The 15302-nt window shown below is 65.9% G+C and carries 17 protein-coding genes; 10 read left to right on the top strand and 7 right to left on the bottom strand.

Annotated features, from left to right (window positions below):
- Window positions 1-259 precede the first annotated feature (259 nt).
- Window positions 260-457, top strand: a complete 198-nt coding sequence (locus tag GGD63_RS17525; RefSeq protein ID WP_011089822.1) for a DUF1858 domain-containing protein — start codon at window positions 260-262, stop codon at window positions 455-457.
- A gap of 106 nt (window positions 458-563) precedes the next feature.
- On the opposite strand, the gene GGD63_RS17520 is transcribed toward GGD63_RS17525, so the two are convergent.
- Window positions 564-1274 carry a Crp/Fnr family transcriptional regulator gene (locus GGD63_RS17520; protein ID WP_183244084.1) on the bottom strand — a complete coding sequence of 237 codons (711 nt, stop codon included), beginning with the start codon at window positions 1272-1274 and terminating at the stop codon, window positions 564-566.
- A 130-nt stretch (window positions 1275-1404) separates the two neighbouring features.
- On the opposite strand from GGD63_RS17520, the gene GGD63_RS17515 reads away from it, so the two are divergent.
- The gene (locus tag GGD63_RS17515; protein WP_183244083.1) at window positions 1405-2616 is read left to right on the top strand and encodes an NnrS family protein; all 1212 of its coding nucleotides are present in this window, start codon (window positions 1405-1407) and stop codon (window positions 2614-2616) included.
- 3 nt (window positions 2617-2619) lie between these two features.
- Here GGD63_RS17515 and GGD63_RS17510 read toward each other — a convergent pair whose 3' ends face one another.
- Window positions 2620-3657: an AraC family transcriptional regulator gene (locus GGD63_RS17510; RefSeq protein WP_183244081.1), complete on the bottom strand. Its 1038-nt coding sequence runs from the start codon at window positions 3655-3657 to the stop codon at window positions 2620-2622.
- Between the two features lie 198 nt (window positions 3658-3855).
- Here GGD63_RS17510 and GGD63_RS17505 point away from each other — a divergent pair, with 198 nt between their 5' ends.
- Window positions 3856-4476, top strand: coding sequence for a response regulator transcription factor (locus GGD63_RS17505; protein ID WP_183244079.1), 621 nt, complete (start codon window positions 3856-3858; stop codon window positions 4474-4476).
- Here the strand turns inward: GGD63_RS17505 and GGD63_RS17500 are convergent.
- Window positions 4473-4763 (bottom strand): hypothetical protein, encoded by a 291-nt coding sequence (locus GGD63_RS17500; RefSeq protein ID WP_183244248.1) that lies wholly within the window; start codon window positions 4761-4763, stop codon window positions 4473-4475. The genes GGD63_RS17505 and GGD63_RS17500 overlap by 4 nt on opposite strands.
- On the opposite strand from GGD63_RS17500, the gene GGD63_RS17495 reads away from it, so the two are divergent.
- The gene (locus GGD63_RS17495; RefSeq protein ID WP_183244077.1) at window positions 4648-6330 is read left to right on the top strand and encodes a mucoidy inhibitor MuiA family protein; all 1683 of its coding nucleotides are present in this window, start codon (window positions 4648-4650) and stop codon (window positions 6328-6330) included. The genes GGD63_RS17500 and GGD63_RS17495 overlap by 116 nt on opposite strands.
- Before the next feature lie 177 nt (window positions 6331-6507).
- Here the strand turns inward: GGD63_RS17495 and GGD63_RS17490 are convergent, their stop codons facing one another.
- From GGD63_RS17490 to GGD63_RS39980, 4 genes are read right to left on the bottom strand one after another with little or no spacing between them, the layout of a single operon-like run.
- Window positions 6508-7311 carry a heme ABC transporter ATP-binding protein gene (locus tag GGD63_RS17490; RefSeq protein WP_183244075.1) on the bottom strand — a complete coding sequence of 268 codons (804 nt, stop codon included), beginning with the start codon at window positions 7309-7311 and terminating at the stop codon, window positions 6508-6510.
- Window positions 7308-8399 (bottom strand): iron ABC transporter permease, encoded by a 1092-nt coding sequence (locus tag GGD63_RS17485; protein WP_183244073.1) that lies wholly within the window; start codon window positions 8397-8399, stop codon window positions 7308-7310. The genes GGD63_RS17490 and GGD63_RS17485 overlap by 4 nt, the downstream gene beginning before the upstream one ends.
- Window positions 8396-9346: a hemin ABC transporter substrate-binding protein gene (locus tag GGD63_RS17480; protein WP_183244071.1), complete on the bottom strand. Its 951-nt coding sequence runs from the start codon at window positions 9344-9346 to the stop codon at window positions 8396-8398. The genes GGD63_RS17485 and GGD63_RS17480 overlap by 4 nt, the downstream gene beginning before the upstream one ends.
- 6 nt (window positions 9347-9352) lie before the next feature.
- Window positions 9353-9559: a hemin uptake protein HemP gene (locus GGD63_RS39980; protein ID WP_210315860.1), complete on the bottom strand. Its 207-nt coding sequence runs from the start codon at window positions 9557-9559 to the stop codon at window positions 9353-9355.
- Window positions 9560-9821: 262 nt separating this feature from the next.
- On the opposite strand from GGD63_RS39980, the gene GGD63_RS17470 reads away from it, so the two are divergent.
- The 6 genes from GGD63_RS17470 to GGD63_RS17445 all read left to right on the top strand — a co-directional run bounded on the left by GGD63_RS17470 (window position 9822) and on the right by GGD63_RS17445 (window position 15203).
- Entirely contained in the window at window positions 9822-12161 is a 2340-nt protein-coding gene (locus GGD63_RS17470) for a TonB-dependent hemoglobin/transferrin/lactoferrin family receptor (protein ID WP_183244069.1), read from the top strand.
- Window positions 12162-12260: 99 nt separating this feature from the next.
- Window positions 12261-12596, top strand: coding sequence for an antibiotic biosynthesis monooxygenase (locus tag GGD63_RS17465; protein ID WP_183244067.1), 336 nt, complete (start codon window positions 12261-12263; stop codon window positions 12594-12596).
- Window positions 12597-12624: 28 nt separating this feature from the next.
- Complete coding sequence (hutX, locus tag GGD63_RS17460; protein ID WP_183244065.1) at window positions 12625-13128, top strand: heme utilization cystosolic carrier protein HutX; 504 nt, start codon at window positions 12625-12627, stop codon at window positions 13126-13128.
- Between the two features lie 24 nt (window positions 13129-13152).
- Window positions 13153-13929 (top strand): tonB-system energizer ExbB, encoded by a 777-nt coding sequence (exbB, locus tag GGD63_RS17455; RefSeq protein WP_183244063.1) that lies wholly within the window; start codon window positions 13153-13155, stop codon window positions 13927-13929.
- A 3-nt stretch (window positions 13930-13932) separates the two neighbouring features.
- Window positions 13933-14379, top strand: a complete 447-nt coding sequence (gene exbD, locus GGD63_RS17450) for a TonB system transport protein ExbD (RefSeq protein ID WP_183244061.1) — start codon at window positions 13933-13935, stop codon at window positions 14377-14379.
- Entirely contained in the window at window positions 14379-15203 is an 825-nt protein-coding gene (locus GGD63_RS17445) for an energy transducer TonB (protein WP_183244059.1), read from the top strand. The genes exbD and GGD63_RS17445 overlap by 1 nt, the downstream gene beginning before the upstream one ends.
- Window positions 15204-15302: the final 99 nt, after the last annotated feature.

Genomic DNA, 15302 nt, shown 5'->3' with positions numbered 1-15302 from the left:
CGCCTCGTCCTTCGAGACGACCGCTCCGCGGTCTCCTCAGGATGAGGCTGAGTGGCAGTTTTGCTTGTCGAAATTGCAGCTCTGCACTCCGTCCTCATCCTGAGGGCCCGCCGAAGGCGGGCGTCTCGAAGGATGCGCCACAGGCAAGCTTCTCGTCACGCAAGTACGATCGTGAGAGGAAGAAGCGACCACGCAGCTTGCGCTCCAACAAAGAAACCGGCACCCGCTCCGCTATCGTCGTTTCGGAACGGAGTTGTCCATGCCTTTTGGATCCGACGATCTGGTCGATGACATCATGCGCACGGCGCCGCACACGATCCGCGTGTTTCTTGCTTTCAGGCTGGCCTGCGTCGGCTGCCCGATCGCAACCTTCCACACGGTGGAAGACGCCTGCCGCGAGCACGGCATCGACCGCGACAAATTCCTCGCTGCGCTCTGCGACTGCGTGCCGGCGTAAGACGATCCGGAGTTCGCGCGGGCGCGTGCGAAGTCCCGGGTGAGGGCGGCTTTCGCCGTAAGCGTAAGCTCCCTCACCCCTGTCTTCAGAGGCAGCGGAGCGGTGCTCACGCCGCGCCGCTGTCGGGAGTCCGCTCCGCCAGCACGACGATCTTGTGCGGTTCGCGCAGGATGATGCGCTGGCGGCCGCTCTCGACGAGGCCCTGGCTTTCCCAGCCGCTCAGGATACGGCTCACGGTGTGCAGGGTGGTGCCGGTCATCTGCGCGATGTCCTGGCGGCTGATCGGGAAGTCGATCTCGATGCCCTGGTCGAGCTTCTTGCCGGACTGTTTGGCGAGGCGCAGCAGCGCATGGGCGATGCGCTGCTCGACCTGCTGGGTCGACATTTCCAGGATGCGGGTGTGACTCTCCTGCAGCCGCGTCCCGACGGTCTGCAGCGTATTGGCGGCGAGCGCCGGAAACCGCTCGACCAGCCGCGGCCAGGCCGAGGTCGGCCAGATCAGCACCACGCTGTCATCGACAGCCATCGCGGTTGCCGGGTAGCGCGCGGCTCCGATCGCCATCGCGAGCCCGAACGTCTCGCCGGGCGCGACATAGCGCACCACGATCTGCTCGCCGGTCGGGGTGGTCTTGGCCGCGCGGACGTGGCCGTGCAGCAGCAGGAAGAACGACTGCGCGTCTGCGCCCTGCTCGAAGATGGCGCTGTTCTTCGGGTAGCGCGCCGAACGGGCCTCGCGCAGGATCTCGTCCAGGGCTTCCGGCGCGACCCCGGCAAACAGCGGCAAATGCGCAACCAGCGATGTGTCGACCTTGGCCATTCTGCCTCCTTGGCGCTCCGGAGTTTGATGGCACCTGCAATCGTCCTGCAATTTGCGATAGCGCAAAACCGGCTGCCCGGGGCGGCAGTATTTTTCCAATTAACGGTCTGAATTTACAGGAGTTGCCCCCATGGCTGGCGCCCGATCCCGCAATTTTGCGGGCTGGCCGCTGTTCGCGAACAGTTTTCGGCCCTTCTTTCTGCTCGCCGCCATTCAGGCCGGGCTGTCGATTCTGGCCTGGCTGCCGATGTTCTACGGTGAATTGTCTGTGACGTCAGCCTTCGCGCCGCGCGACTGGCACGTCCACGAGATGCTCTATGGCTTCCTGCCGGCGGTGATTACCGGGTTCCTGTTCACGGCGATCCCGAACTGGACCGGGCGGCTGCCGATCCAGGGGACGTCGCTCGCAGCACTGCTGATGGTCTGGCTCGCCGGTCGCGCCGCGATGACCTTGTCCGCGGAGATCGGCTGGGGCTTTGCGCTCACCGTCGATGCCGCTTTCCTGGCGCTTGTCGTCGCGGCTGCGACGCGCGAGATCATCGCGGGCGGGAACTGGCGCAACCTGCCGGTGGTGGTGCTGGTGCTCATGCTGCTCGCCGGCAATGTCGGTTTTCATCTCGAAGCGCACTACGAAGGCGCGGCCGATGTCAGCATCCGCGTCGGCATCGCCGTAGTCGTGCTGCTGATCGCGCTGATTGGCGGCCGCATCATTCCGAGCTTCACCCGCAACTGGCTGGTCAAGTTCAACCCCGGACGCCTGCCGGTGCCGTTCGGACGTTTTGACGGCGCGGTGATCGGATCGAGCGCGCTGGCGCTGATCGCGTGGATCGTGGCACCGCTGAACATGATGACCGGTGTCCTGATGGCGTTGGTCGGCGTGCTGCATCTGGTTCGGCTCGCGCGCTGGGCTGGCGATCGCACCACGCGCGAGCGGCTGCTGCTGATCCTGCATGTCGGTTATGTCTTCTTGCCGTTTGGCTTCCTGCTGCATGCCCTGGCGGCCTTCGGCGTGTTGCCTCCGAGTGCCGGCATTCATGCCTGGATGGCCGGCGCGGCCGGAACCATGACGCTTGCGGTGATGACGCGTGCAAGCCTCGGTCACACCGGACAGGCGCTGACCGCCTCGCCGGCGACGCAAGCCATTTATGTCGCGATCGTCGTCGCGGCACTGGCGCGGGTCTGCGCAGTGATCGTGCCCGCGCATGGTGATGTGCTGCTGCACGTTGCGGCCTTCGGCTGGGTCGCTGCATTCCTCGGCTTTGCCGTCGCATTCGGCCCGCTGCTCGCCGGCAGCCGCCGGCGCGCGCTCGCCATCATGGGCGTGCCGGCCCCGGCACGCTGAATCCTAGGCGGCCGACGCCGAAGCGGTTTCGTCCGGCTTTGCCAGCGGTCGCACGCCCTTGCGCCATGCGGTGATGGTGCAGCCGAAGCGGGCGCGGAACCAGCGGGCCATCGCGCTTTGCGCGGAGAAGCCGAGCTGCGCGGCGATATTGGCCAGCGGCCGGTCGGGATCGTCGATCAGCTGGATCACGAGATCGGCGCGCCGCGCGTCGAGGATGGCCGAGAAGCTGGTGCCAGACGCGGCGAGGCGACGGTGGATGGTGCGGCGGGTACAGGCGAGATGCTCGGCCACGCGCTCGATAGTACAGTCGCTACTGGCGAGCAGGGTCCGCACGACCTCGTCGACCTTCTCCTCCCAGCTCGCCGGTCTGCTCTCGATCGCCTCGATCCGCTTGCGCAGATAATTCGCGATCAAGGGATGTGCGCTCGGAATCCGCCGCTCCATGTCGTGCGCCGACAGCAGGATCGAATCGTCATCCGCATTGAAGGTCACCCGGCATCCGAAGAAGTCGCGGTAGCGCTTGCGGTCGTGCGGTGGCGGATAATGCAGATGCACCTCCTGCGGCCGCCAATCGCTGCCGAACAGCGACTGGATGATGCGGTGGACGCTGCCGAGCGCCATGTCGATCGACTGCCGCGGCGCGCGCGGCTGCCGGCCGCGCAGGTGCAGCGTGATGGCCACGGTCTGCTTGCCACGCGTGATGTCGAGCCGCATGCCGTCATGATGGATATGAATGAAACGCGAGAATGCTTCGATCGCTTCGCCGACGGTCGCCTGTTCGCGCACGATCAGGCCGACTGCGCCAAAATTGGTGAGGCCGCCGCGCTCGGCGAGGCGCAGACCAAAATCTTCGGCACCGGAAGCCTCTGCCGACAATTCCAGCAGGCGACGCAGGCCGGTGACGGCGATGGGGATGTCCGGCTTGTCGAGGCAGGCCAGCGGCAGCCTGACCTTGCGCATCATTTGTCTGGGGTCGAGCCCGACCGACCGGGCGACCTCCGGGTAGTAGCTCAGGCCTGCGCTGCGAACGAGGTCGGTCATGCGAACCGGTCCTGCCAGCCATTCCCGCAGATGTCCCGAAATGTAAAGTTTCTGTCCCCATCCGTCAAATCCGGGAACAGGACGGAACATACATAGGGGAAACCGAAGCACTGGCGTGAATGCCGTGCGCGATGGCGGGCGCGACGGGGCCCCCGGCCGTCTCGGCCCATTTGACCAAGACATTGCTGGATCGGGATTATGCCGGGGAACACGCTTTCCAAGGGCGAGGTATTCGTCATCGACACTGACGCCGCCTCCCGCGAGCAACTCTCCACCGCGCTGCGACAGAGCGCCTATAACGTGATCTGCTTCGCCGATGGCGCATCGCTGTTGTCGGAAGCCAGGACGCGGATGCCGGCTTGCGTGCTGCTGGAGATGCCGCCGGATCGCTCCGCCCTCGACGTGCTCAAGCGGCTGCGCGAGGAGAACTGCATGGCGCCGGTCCTGGTGACCTCGGCGAACGGCAGCATCGCCATGGCGGTCGACGCGATCAAGAGCGGCGCGACCGACTTCATCGAAAAGCCGTTCCGCACCCATGACATCGTTGGCCGGATCGATGCCGCCATCGACGAGGTCGCGCAGCCCGGCGCGAGCCGCCAGCGCTGGCTGTCCGGTTGCGAGCCCCTGACGGAGCGCGAAGGCGACGTGCTCGAGCATCTTGCCGCCGGCCTCACCAACAAGGAGATCGCCCGGCGCATGCATCTGAGCGCCCGGACAGTCGAGGGCTACCGCGCCAGCATCCTGAAGAAGGCCGGCGCAAAGAACGTGACTGATCTGCTGCGCCGCATCTTCGGCCAGGGCTCGCCCGCTCAGGCCTAACGGCTCCGCCGCAGGACGATGATGCGTTCCGTGGCCATGGTGCCGCCGCAGCGGCGCCCCACGGAAACCCCAATCGAACCGGTTCCTTCGCTGCCGCGTCCAACCATGTTGGCGAGGCATTTGATCGCGCGTCCGGCTGGCGGCGCGGCGATACCGGCAGGAGGGATTTTGATGCGCATCACCGCAAAATGTTTGGCAACGACGAGCCTGGTTCTGGTGACCACGGCATTCGCGTTGCCGTCATGGGCTGCCGACGTGGACGCTATGTCGGCCATCGACACCGTCACGGTTTATCCTGACGGCGCCACCGTCACCCGCGTCATTTCGCTGGACCTTGCCTCCGGCGACTCAACGCTGGTTGCGAAGGATTTTCCGCTGTCGCTCGATCCGTCCTCCCTCCGCGTCGAAGGCGAGGCGGGGGCCAAGCTCACCATCGGCACGATCGACGCACGGCCGCCGCGTGCGGCACCTCCCGTCAACCTGCCCGAGCTCGACAAGCGCATCGAGGCGCTGAAGGACCGGCGCGCCGACCTGCAGGGGGCGATCGATTCCGCCGCGGCGCGGCGCAAATTCGCGCAGCATTTTGCCGAAGCCTCGCCGGCCGGCCTCGGGGAGAAGGGTGAGGCGAGACCGATCACCGAATGGCGCGCGGCCTTTGCGGCGGTTGCCGAGGAGATCGCGACCGCCGACACCGCAATTCGCGATGCCACGCGAAAGCAGCGCGAGATCGATCGCCAGATTGCGCAATTGGAAGCCGAGCGCTCGGCCAAGCCGCCGAGCAAGCTCGAGGTTCGCATCGACGTCGCCTCGGCGGCCGCGACCAAGGCGACGCTGCGGGTGACTTACGCCGTGCGCAACGCGCGCTGGCTGCCGCTCTATGACGCCCGGCTCGACACCGGCGCCAAGGACCGCAAGCCGCAGCTTGAGCTGGTTCGCCGCGCCGAGGTCACGCAGTCGACCGGCGAGGACTGGTCGAACGTGACGCTCGGTGTCTCCACGGTCCGCATCAGCCGAGGCGGCAGCGCGCCGGAGCTGGGTTCGCTGGTGGCACAATATCCGCAGGTGCCGAAGCCGCTGGCGCTCGGGACTGCGTCGGACTTGGCGCGGCCCGCGCCAGCCATGCGGGAGCGTTCTGCGCAAGTTATGCCATTGTCCAAGGCCCTCGAAGCCGAGCCGCGCGAACGCGCAGACGAGCAGCAGGCCATTGCCGAGATCGGCGACTTCCAGGCCACCTTCAAGATTCCCGGCCGTGTCAGCCTCGGCGCCGCCGAGGGCGCCAAGAGCCTGAAAATCGCTTCTGTGAGCGTGCCCGCCGATCTCGCAGTCCGCGCAGCGCCTGTGATGGATACCACCGCCTTTCTCGAAGCCAGCTTCAAGCAGACTGACGACACCACCCTGCTGCCGGGCAAGGTCGCGATCTATCGCGACGGCGTCTTCGTCGGCCGCGGCAGGATTTCGGCGTCGGCCAAGGACGAAATCGTACGGCTCGGCGTCGGCGCCGACGACAAGGTTAGAATCGAGCGCGCCGTGCTCAAGCGCAACGAAGGCTCGGCGGGCCTCTTGGTCACGACGTCGAAGACCGACGAGCGCTCGTTCAAGACCACGATCCGCAACGGTCACGATTTCCCGATCAAGGTCGCGATCGAGGACCAGTTGCCGGTGAGCGAGAACGAGGACATCGTCGTCGAGATGCTGCCCTCGACCACGCCGCCGACCGCGAGCAACATCCGCGACAAGCGCGGCGTGCTGGAGTGGTCGTTCGACGCCAAGCCCGGCGAAGTCAAGGACATCAATTTCGCCTGGCGCATCCGCTGGCCCAAGGACAAGAGCATGGTGATCGTGCCGGCGGGGTAGCCTTTCGTCACAGGCGGCGCTTCCTTACCTCGCCCCGCTTGCGGGGAGAGGTCGAATTCGATCGCAGATCGAATTCGGGTGAGGGGGACTCTCCGCGAGTCCAACTCTCACCGTCCCCGCGGAGACTCCCCCTCACCCCAACCCTCTCCCCGCAAAGCGGGGCGAGGGAGTGCACCGTCATCGCGAAGCGGACGCCGCCGCCCGCATCGATTGCGGCAGCACATACGGCACCCCGTCGGCCTCGTGAACGACGGCGTCGATCTCGAAAATATCGCGGATCATCTCGCGCGTGACGACCTCGGTGCGCGGGCCGTCGGCGGCGAGCCTGCCGCCGCTCAGCACGACCAGCCGGTCGGCGAAGCGGGTCGCGAGGTTGAGGTCGTGCAGGATCGCGATCACGGCGGTGCCGCTGCCAGCGCGGCGGCGCGCCGCTTCGACGAGGTCGATCTGGTGGCGGAGATCGAGGCTCGAGGTCGGCTCGTCCAGCAGCAGAAGTCCCGGCCCATGCTCGGCCTCGCCGCAGGCGAGCTGCACCAGGACGCGGGCGAAATGGGCGCGCTGCTGCTCACCGCCCGACAGCGTCGGCAATTGCCGTTCGCGGAAATGCGCTAGGCCCACCTCATCCAGCGCGGCGTCGACGAGCCGGCTTGCCTCGCGCGGACTGCGCTCGCCCGCGCCCATCAGCACGATCTCTTCCACGGTGAACGGGAAGGTGACGTTGACGTGCTGGGACAGCATGGCGCGCCGCGCGGCAAGCTCGCGCGGCGTATAGCTGCCGATGTCGCGCTGCTTCAGCCGCACCTCGCCCTGGTTCGGGCGGAGATCGCCGGAGAGCAGCCGCAGCAGCGTCGACTTGCCGGCGCCGTTCGGGCCGATGATGGCGACCATCTCGCCGGCCGCAACCGTTAGACCGACGCCATCAAGCAATGTGGCGCGGCCGGCGCGCTTGCTTAATTGTCGCGCCTCGATCACGGCGCTCATAGCGCGGCGAGCCCGCGCTGCCGCAGCAGGATGCCGAGGAAGACAGGCGCGCCGACGGCGGCGGTCAAAATGCCGATCGGCATCTCCGCCGGCGCCACGATGGTGCGCGCCAGCGTGTCGGCGCCGACCATCAGGATTGCACCGAGCAGCACCGAGCCTGGCAGCAGCAGCCGATGCGCCGGTCCAATGACAAGGCGCAGCAGATGCGGCACGACGATGCCGACGAAACCGATCACGCCGCTGATCGACACCGCGACGCCGGTCATGGCCGAGACCATGACGATCGAGATCTTCTTGAGGCGCTCGACATCGACCCCGCCGTGAAAGGCGTCGGCCTCGCCGAGCACAAGCAGATCGAGGCCGCGCGCGATGTACGCACAGGCGCCAAGCCCGATGATGAGGATCGGCGCGAGCACCACGGTCTTGGTCCAGGTCGCCCCGCTCATCGAGCCCAGCAGCCAGAACGTGATGTCGCGCAGCTGGCGGTCGTCGGCGATGAACACCAGGAGCCCGATGCCCGCGTTGGCGATCGCGGTGATGGCGACGCCGGCAAGCAGGAAGATCGCAATCGAGGTCCGCCCCGAGCGGCTGGAGATGCCGTAGAGGACAGCCGTCGTGGCAAGCGAACCTGCGAAGGCCGCGAGCGGCAACAGCTCGGTCTGGAGGAAGCGCAGCGCCTCGCCGAAACGTGAATCCGTGAACACGATCGCGCTTGCGGCCGCCAGCGCGCCGCCGCTGGAGACGCCGACCAGCGCCGGATCGGCGAGCGGATTGCGGAACAGCCCCTGCATGATTGCGCCGGCCGCCGCAAGCAGGCCGCCGACTATCGCAGTCGCCACGATGCGGGGGATACGGATCGACCACAGCACGAGCTGGTCGCGGGCCGTCATGGCATCGGCGGCGGGGCTGCTGGTCAAGCCAAGCGCCGCAGGCAGCCGGGACAGGGGAATGCCGGCTGCACCGACTGTCAGGGCGACGATGGCGGTAGCGAACAGCAGCGCAAGCAGAAGAGGGATCGCGAACGATGCGGATCGCCTTCCTGCATGTCGTCGCAGGCTTCGTGCCTCGGTCCCGATCGCCACGCTCATTGCCGGCAGTTCGCCGCCGACAGAGCCGACGTGAATGCGCCGCCATCGGCCAAGGCCGGATAGAGCTTGACCGAGAGATCGCGCGCCGCCGCCGCCGTGCGCGGCCCGAAGCCGAGCAGATAAAGCCCGTCCATCGTGACAAAACTCTTGTTGGCCGCGACCGGCGTCAGCGCAAAGCCGGGGTGCGCATAGACTGCATCGGCTTGCAGCGAATCCTTGCCGCGCTCGATCGACAGCACGACGTCCGGCTTAGCGGCCACGATCGCCTCGTCCCCGATGATCTTGTAGCCGTCGTAGTCGTCGACCGCGTTGGCGGCGCCCGCGAGCTGGATGATCTCGTCGGCCGCGGTCTTGTGACCGGCGACCATCGCGCGACCGTTCTGGAGCGACATCACGAACATCACGCGCACCGGCTTTTTCACCCTCGCGCGCAGCGCGCGGAGCTGGGCGAGATCGGCGCCGACGGCAGTGCTAAGGCATTCAGCGCGTGCATCGACGCCCATGGCATGGCCCACCAGCTTGATCTTCTCGATCAATCCGTCCTCGGAGAAGGTCTCGGGCACCAGCACCAGCGGCACCTTCGCCGTCTCCAGGATGTCCATGGTCTCGCGCGGGCCCGAGCCCTGGATCGCCAGGATCAGCGTCGGGTTGAGGCCGAGCACGCCCTCGGCCGAAATCTGGCGCATGTAGCCGACATTGGGTTTGTCGTGCAGCGCCGCCGCCGGATAAAGGCTCGTGGTGTCGACGCCGACCAGCCGGCTTTCCAGCCCGAGCGCATAGAGGATCTCGGTGATGGCGCCGCCGATCGAGACCGTGCGGGCAAAATCGGTGACCGCGACATCGCGATTGCGCGCATCATGCACCGTGATGCCTGCGGCGTGCGCGCTGGACGCAAGCGTGATGGTGCCTGACAGCACGAGGTTTGCAAGGGTGCGACAAAATGTCATTACAGGTTACTTCGTCAGGATCAGCTTGTTCTGCGAGGTCAGGCGAAGCCGATAGCTGTCCGCGCCATGTGCGATGATGATCTCGCGCTCATGCGCGAACAGCTCGCGGCTTTCGATCCGGCTTCCTCGCACGATGAGGGTTCTCGTTGTTGCAGAAGGGTTTTGTGCCGGCCCTGCCGCATCGCCGCGGTCGTCTCCTGATGTTGCCGACATAGTGGGTGTGATGCGCTTTCGAAATTCCGGATGCTGCTTGTTTGTATAAGCGGCATGAGGCGCATTCCAACGGCGGCAATTTACAATTGATATAAACTGCAACCTGCGGTCATTGACCGTCAGAGTGTTGCCACGTAACCAAATATGGCGGCGGGACGGCATGTCCGCGCCTTGAGAAATTCAGCCAGCCAGTCGCCGCGTCGTGCGGCGCACGCCAGCCAGTCGACAACAAAACTGAAGTGAAGTGCAGGCTGGGGCTGATATGGCTGACGGGGCTAGGTATTCGCGCGCCCTGATTTTGGGCGCGTCGGTGGTTTCAATTGCGGCAGTGATGCCGGCAAGCGGCTTTGCGCAGACCGCATCGCCGCAGGCCGAAAACGCGTCGCCGAAGCAGGCCAAGCGCAAGCCGCCCAAGCCGCAAGCCGCACAGCAGGCAACGCCTGACGTCCTGAACGCCCGCGCCCAGGCCGGTGGCACGGCGCCCGTTCAGGTGCTCGACACCATTACCGTCGCCGCAACCAAGACCAAGGAGCGCGCCATCGATGCGCTCGCGCCCGTCAGCTCCATTTCGCTCGACCAGATCCAGGGGATTCAGCCCAACCGGTTGTCCGGCATCTTCTATGCGGTGCCTGGCGTGTCGTTCCAGGAGCGCGGCGACGATCCCGCGACGGTCATCAACATCCGCGGCCTGCAGGATTTCGGCCGCGTCGCAGTCGTCGTCGACGGTGCGCGACAGAATTACCAGCGCACCGGTCATAACGCCAACGGCTCCTTCTTCCTCGATCCTGAATTGATCGGCGGCGTCGACGTCGTGCGGGGCCCGACCGCGAACATCTACGGCTCCGGCGCGATCGGCGGCGTGGTCTCGTTCCGGACCAAGGACATCAACGACGTGCTGCGTCCCGGCGAGCGCTGGGGCGTCGATCTCTCCGGCACCTACGGCACCAACAACAATCGCGGCCTCGGCTCGGTTTTCGGCGGCGTACGCGCCACGCCCGACGTCGATATCTTCGGCGGCGCGGTCTACCGCACGCAAGGCAACTACAAGGACGGCAACGGCACCGAGATCGGCAACACCGGCAACCAGGTCGAAGCCGGGCTGATGAAGCTCACGGTGCGGCCAGCCCTCGGTCACGAGGTCAAGTTCGGCGCGGTGTTCCAGGACTATCAATACGATATCGGCCAGCTCAATCGCGGCCCGGTGGCAACCGCGGCCCAGCGCGCGCTCTATCAGGGCTCGTCGGTCTATGCGTCTGACGCGAAGAACTACACGGGAACGGTGACCTGGAACTACTCGCTGCCGAGCGACAATCTGTTCGACACGCACGTATCGATCTACGGCAATCGCGTCGATAACGACCAGACCAAGACTTATCACTATTCGACGTCGGGCGCGGCCTATTGCGGCACCGGCAATTTCGGCAATAACATCTCCGGCTGCGTCGGCGACAAGCGCGGCTATACGCTCAACACCGTCGGCTTCGACGCCAACAACACCACGCGCTTCAACGTCGGCGACTGGCGCAATGCCGTGACCTACGGCGTCGATGCGTTCCAGGACGACGTGATCACGACCGACAGCCGCGGCAATTCCAACATCACGACGCCGAGCGGTATCCGCACCGTGTCGGGCGGCTTCCTCCAGCTCAAGCAGAACTACAGCACATGGTTCGAGGCCGTCAGCGCGATCCGCTATGACCGCTACAATCTGCAGTCGGGCACGACGAATACCGGCGGCGACCGCTTCTCGCCGAAGATCACGCTCGGCGTCACGCCGGTCCCGGGCTTCCAGCCCTATGTCAGCTATGCCGAAGGCTATCGCGCGCCCTCGATCACCGAGACCGTGATCTCCGGTGCCCATGCCACCGGCGGCGGTCCCGCCTTCTTCGTCTGCCCGGACGGCACCAGCGGCCTGTTCTGTTTCTTGCCCAATCCGAACCTTCGTCCTGAAGTCGGCAAGAACAAGGAAGTCGGCTTTAACCTGAAATACGACAACATCTTCACCGCGTCGGACTCGTTCCGCGGCAAGATCAACCTGTTCCGCAACGACGTCTCCGACTACATCGACCTCGTCGCCTCGACACCGGTCCCGACCGGGTTCGGATCGTTCAGCCAGTTCTACCAGTACCAGAACATCGCCAATGCCCGCATCGAAGGCTTCGAGGCCGAGACGATGTACGATGCCGGCGACTGGTTCATCGGCGTCGCCGGTCACTACATCAAGGGCAAGAACGTCCAGACCAATATCGGGCTCGCAACCATCACCCCGACCAAGGTTGTCACGACCGGCGGTGTCCGCCTGCTCGATCGCACCCTGATCCTGTCGGCGCAGTGGGCCTCGTACGGTCCGAACAACGACGTGCCCGCCAACTATATCCCGTCGACCGGGTACGACCTGGTCAATCTGTACCTGACCTACAACGCGACCAGAGACATCGTGTTCTCGGCCGCGATCGACAACCTCCTGAACCAGTACTACCGGCCTTACGCCATTCCCGGCAGTTCGACCGACGGCACGTCGCAGAACGATGTGCTGTGGACGAGCCCGGGACCGGGCAGGATCTACAAGGCTGGCATGAAGATCCACTTTGGAGGTGCGTAAGCCGGGAGGCGCCGCAACGTCGTAAACTTCCGCCGGGCCGCGCTGATGCTCCAGCGCGGCCTCAGTGTGTTTTCGTCTTGATAACAAGGAGAGACCTTTATGTTCATCGCCATGAATCGTTTCCAGGTGAAGCTCGGCTCGGAAGCCGCGTTCGAGACCGTCTGGCGCACCCGTGAATCCTATCTCGGCAGCATGGCCGGCTTCGTCGAATTCCACCTGCTCAAGGGGCCGGTCGCCGAGGACCACACGCTATATTCCTCGCACACGGTGTGGGTCGACAAGGCGGCCTTCGAGGCCTGGACGCGTTCGGAGGAATTCCGCCGCGCGCATGCGCGCGCCGACAACAAGACCGGCGAAAGCCTCTATCTCGGTCACCCCAGGTTTGAGGGGTTCGAGGTCATCATGACCGAGCGCACGACGAACGCGGCTGCCTGAGGTGGCCGATCACGAAAGGGAGCCGGACATGTTGAGCAAGGATCTCGCCGATCTCAGAGCGCATATGGCCGACAATCCCGGCGCGGTGATCGAGGACGTCGCGCGCGAGCGCAAGGTCACCCCGCGTGCGGTGATCGAGGCGCTGCCTCCGTCGATGGTGCGCATCGGCGGCGGCGAGCATTTCGCCGCGGCCATGCAGGACATTGCCCGGTGGGGCGAGGTCACGCTGATCGTCCACACGGATGACACGATCTTCGAGTTCACCGGCACAATTCCCGCGGGCGAGATCGGCCGCGGCTACTTCAACCTGATGCAGCCCAAGGGATTGCACGGTCATCTCCGCCACGAGCGTTGCGCGGCCGTTGCCTTCGTCGAGCGGCCCTTCATGGGCAAGAGCTCGGCCTTCATTGCTTTCGTCAATGCCGATGGCGGCATCATGTTCAAGGTGTTCGTCGGCCGCGACGAGACCCGGGCGCTACGCAGCGACCAGCTGGTGCGGTTTCGCCAGCTCGCAGATCGGATCGCGGCGTAGCTTCTTTTCTGTCGGGAGATCAGGATGCAGAGCAATTTCGGGCTTCGGCACGTGATCCTAGCAACCGCGCTGACGCTCATGCCGGCGCCGGCCTTCGCGATCGACGAGGCACTGTTGCCGCGCAATTTGTCGCCCTGGGGCATGTTTCTCGGTGCCGACATCGTCGTGAAGACGGTGATGGTCGGGCTCGCAATTGCCTCGCTGGTGACGTGGACGGTGTGGCTCGCCAAGAGCATCGAGCTGCGCCGCAAGAGCGCGCTGGCCGTGCAGCGTACGCGCGCGCTCGAAGGCCGGATCAAGCTGGCTGAAGCGGCGGAGCGGACCAGGGATGCGCACGATGCCGTCGCCCAGCTCATCCAGTCCTGCGCGAAGGAGGCGGAGCTCTCCGGCGGCATCATCGATGACGGCCTTCAGGAGCGGGTGGCGCTGCGGCTGGAGCGCGTCGAGGCGGCGATGTCCCGGCAGATCGCGCGCGGCACCGGCGCGCTTGCGACCATCGGCGCCACCGCTCCCTTCGTCGGCCTGTTCGGCACGGTCTGGGGCATCATGAACTCGTTCATCGGCATCTCCGAGAGCCACACGACCAGCCTTGCAGTGGTCGCGCCGGGCATCGCGGAGGCGCTGCTCGCCACCGCGCTCGGCCTGGTCGCCGCGATTCCGGCGGTGGTCATCTACAATCATCTGGTCCGCGGTATCGCCAACTATCGGGCGCTGCTCAGCGACGCCTCGGCGCAGCTGATGCTGCTGGTCAGCCGTCAGCGTGACCACAGGGAGTTCCGCCTGGCACGGGCGGCGGAGTAGGCCATGGCTGCGAAGCTCGGCGCACGTTCTCCATCGCCGCTCAGGCGCGGCGACCCCGGTGATCTCGACGTCACCCATGAAATCAACGTCACGCCGTTCATCGACGTGATGCTCGTACTCTTGATCATCTTCATGGTGGCCGCCCCGCTCGCCACCGTCGACATCGGCGTCGAGCTGCCGGCGACCGCGGCCGAGCCGCAGCCGCGGCCGGACAAGCCGACCTTCGTGACGGTGAAGCCGGATCTCACAATTGCCGTCGGCGAGGACACAATGACCCGCGATGGTCTCGTCCACGCGCTCGAGGCCGCCACCAAGGGACGTAAGGACGAGCGCATCTATCTACGCGCCGACAAGGCCGTCTCCTATGGTGACCTGATGGAAGTGATGAACACCTTGCGCAATGCCGGCTATCTCAAGGTCGCCCTCGTCGGCCTCGACGGACGCAACTGATGGCAGCGAACGCCTTCGCCTTGCATGAGCCGCTCAGCGAGCGTGAAACCGCGCGCTGGGGCGTATCGGCGGGCGTGATCGTGGCGTTGCATGTTGCCGCCGCGCTGCTTGCGATGAGCTGGCTGAGGTCGCCACCGCAGCAGGGCGTCAGCCTGCCGGCGATCATGGTCGACATGTCGCCGGTGACATCGGCGCCGCAGCCGACGCTGGACAACGTCGCGCCGGGGCCGCTGATGCAGGAGGCGGATGCCTCGCCGCCGGAGCCGGTGCAGCGGCAGACGGTCGAGGAGACCATCGCGCCGACGCTGCCGCAGGAAAAGCCGGACGTGGTGGCGCCGCCGGAACAGAAACTGGAGCCGACGCCGGCCAAACCCGAGCCGGCGAAGATCGTGCGGCAAGAGAAGCCGGCGCCTGAAAAGGTGGTCCGCCGCGAGGCGAAGAAACCGTCCGATGCGCCTCCCGCGCCGCGCACCAGCGCGCCGCCGCGTGCCGAGCGTGAGGCGCCGGCGGCGTCCGCCATGAGCGCGGGTGCGGTGGCCTCCGCGATCGCGTCCTACAATCAACGCGTTCGCGCGCATCTGATGCGCTTCCATCAATACCCGTCCGCCGGTGGCGGCGCGCGCGGCGTTGCAAGGCTGAGTTTCACTCTCAGCCGGAGCGGGCAGGTCATATCCAGCCGTCTTGCCGGCTCGTCCGGCGTTGCCGCCTTCGACGCCCAGGCCATGTCGATGATCCGCCAGGCCTCGCCGTTTCCGTCGATCCCGGATGAGATCAAGAACGGTTCGATGAGCTTTTCGATTCCGGTGGAGTTTACGGTGAGGTAGGGGCAGTCTCCGCGGGCCCATCGAGAGTGCGGAAATGCAGTCCTATCCTCGTCATTGCGAGCGCAGCGAAGCAATCCAGACTTACCCCCCGGAAAGGAC

It is taken from the genome of Bradyrhizobium sp. cir1 (assembly GCF_014198245.1).
Classification (GTDB): domain Bacteria; phylum Pseudomonadota; class Alphaproteobacteria; order Rhizobiales; family Xanthobacteraceae; genus Bradyrhizobium.
The sequence above is the reverse complement of the archived record's forward strand: the minus strand, read 5'-3'. Positions and strand labels throughout refer to the sequence as shown.

What these genes read in the sequence shown, in the direction of transcription:
- GGD63_RS17525 (WP_011089822.1), top strand. Translation starts at nt 260, where the DNA reads ATGCCTTTTGGATCCGACGATCTGGTCGATGACATCATGCGCACGGCG.
- GGD63_RS17520 (WP_183244084.1), bottom strand. Translation starts at nt 1,274, where the DNA reads ATGGCCAAGGTCGACACATCGCTGGTTGCGCATTTGCCGCTGTTTGCC.
- GGD63_RS17515 (WP_183244083.1), top strand. Translation starts at nt 1,405, where the DNA reads ATGGCTGGCGCCCGATCCCGCAATTTTGCGGGCTGGCCGCTGTTCGCG.
- GGD63_RS17510 (WP_183244081.1), bottom strand. Translation starts at nt 3,657, where the DNA reads ATGACCGACCTCGTTCGCAGCGCAGGCCTGAGCTACTACCCGGAGGTC.
- GGD63_RS17505 (WP_183244079.1), top strand. Translation starts at nt 3,856, where the DNA reads ATGCCGGGGAACACGCTTTCCAAGGGCGAGGTATTCGTCATCGACACT.
- GGD63_RS17495 (WP_183244077.1), top strand. Translation starts at nt 4,648, where the DNA reads ATGCGCATCACCGCAAAATGTTTGGCAACGACGAGCCTGGTTCTGGTG.
- GGD63_RS17490 (WP_183244075.1), bottom strand. Translation starts at nt 7,311, where the DNA reads ATGAGCGCCGTGATCGAGGCGCGACAATTAAGCAAGCGCGCCGGCCGC.
- GGD63_RS17485 (WP_183244073.1), bottom strand. Translation starts at nt 8,399, where the DNA reads ATGAGCGTGGCGATCGGGACCGAGGCACGAAGCCTGCGACGACATGCA.
- GGD63_RS17480 (WP_183244071.1), bottom strand. Translation starts at nt 9,346, where the DNA reads ATGACATTTTGTCGCACCCTTGCAAACCTCGTGCTGTCAGGCACCATC.
- GGD63_RS39980 (WP_210315860.1), bottom strand. Translation starts at nt 9,559, where the DNA reads ATGTCGGCAACATCAGGAGACGACCGCGGCGATGCGGCAGGGCCGGCA.
- GGD63_RS17470 (WP_183244069.1), top strand. Translation starts at nt 9,822, where the DNA reads ATGGCTGACGGGGCTAGGTATTCGCGCGCCCTGATTTTGGGCGCGTCG.
- GGD63_RS17465 (WP_183244067.1), top strand. Translation starts at nt 12,261, where the DNA reads ATGTTCATCGCCATGAATCGTTTCCAGGTGAAGCTCGGCTCGGAAGCC.
- hutX (WP_183244065.1), top strand. Translation starts at nt 12,625, where the DNA reads ATGTTGAGCAAGGATCTCGCCGATCTCAGAGCGCATATGGCCGACAAT.
- exbB (WP_183244063.1), top strand. Translation starts at nt 13,153, where the DNA reads ATGCAGAGCAATTTCGGGCTTCGGCACGTGATCCTAGCAACCGCGCTG.
- exbD (WP_183244061.1), top strand. Translation starts at nt 13,933, where the DNA reads ATGGCTGCGAAGCTCGGCGCACGTTCTCCATCGCCGCTCAGGCGCGGC.
- GGD63_RS17445 (WP_183244059.1), top strand. Translation starts at nt 14,379, where the DNA reads ATGGCAGCGAACGCCTTCGCCTTGCATGAGCCGCTCAGCGAGCGTGAA.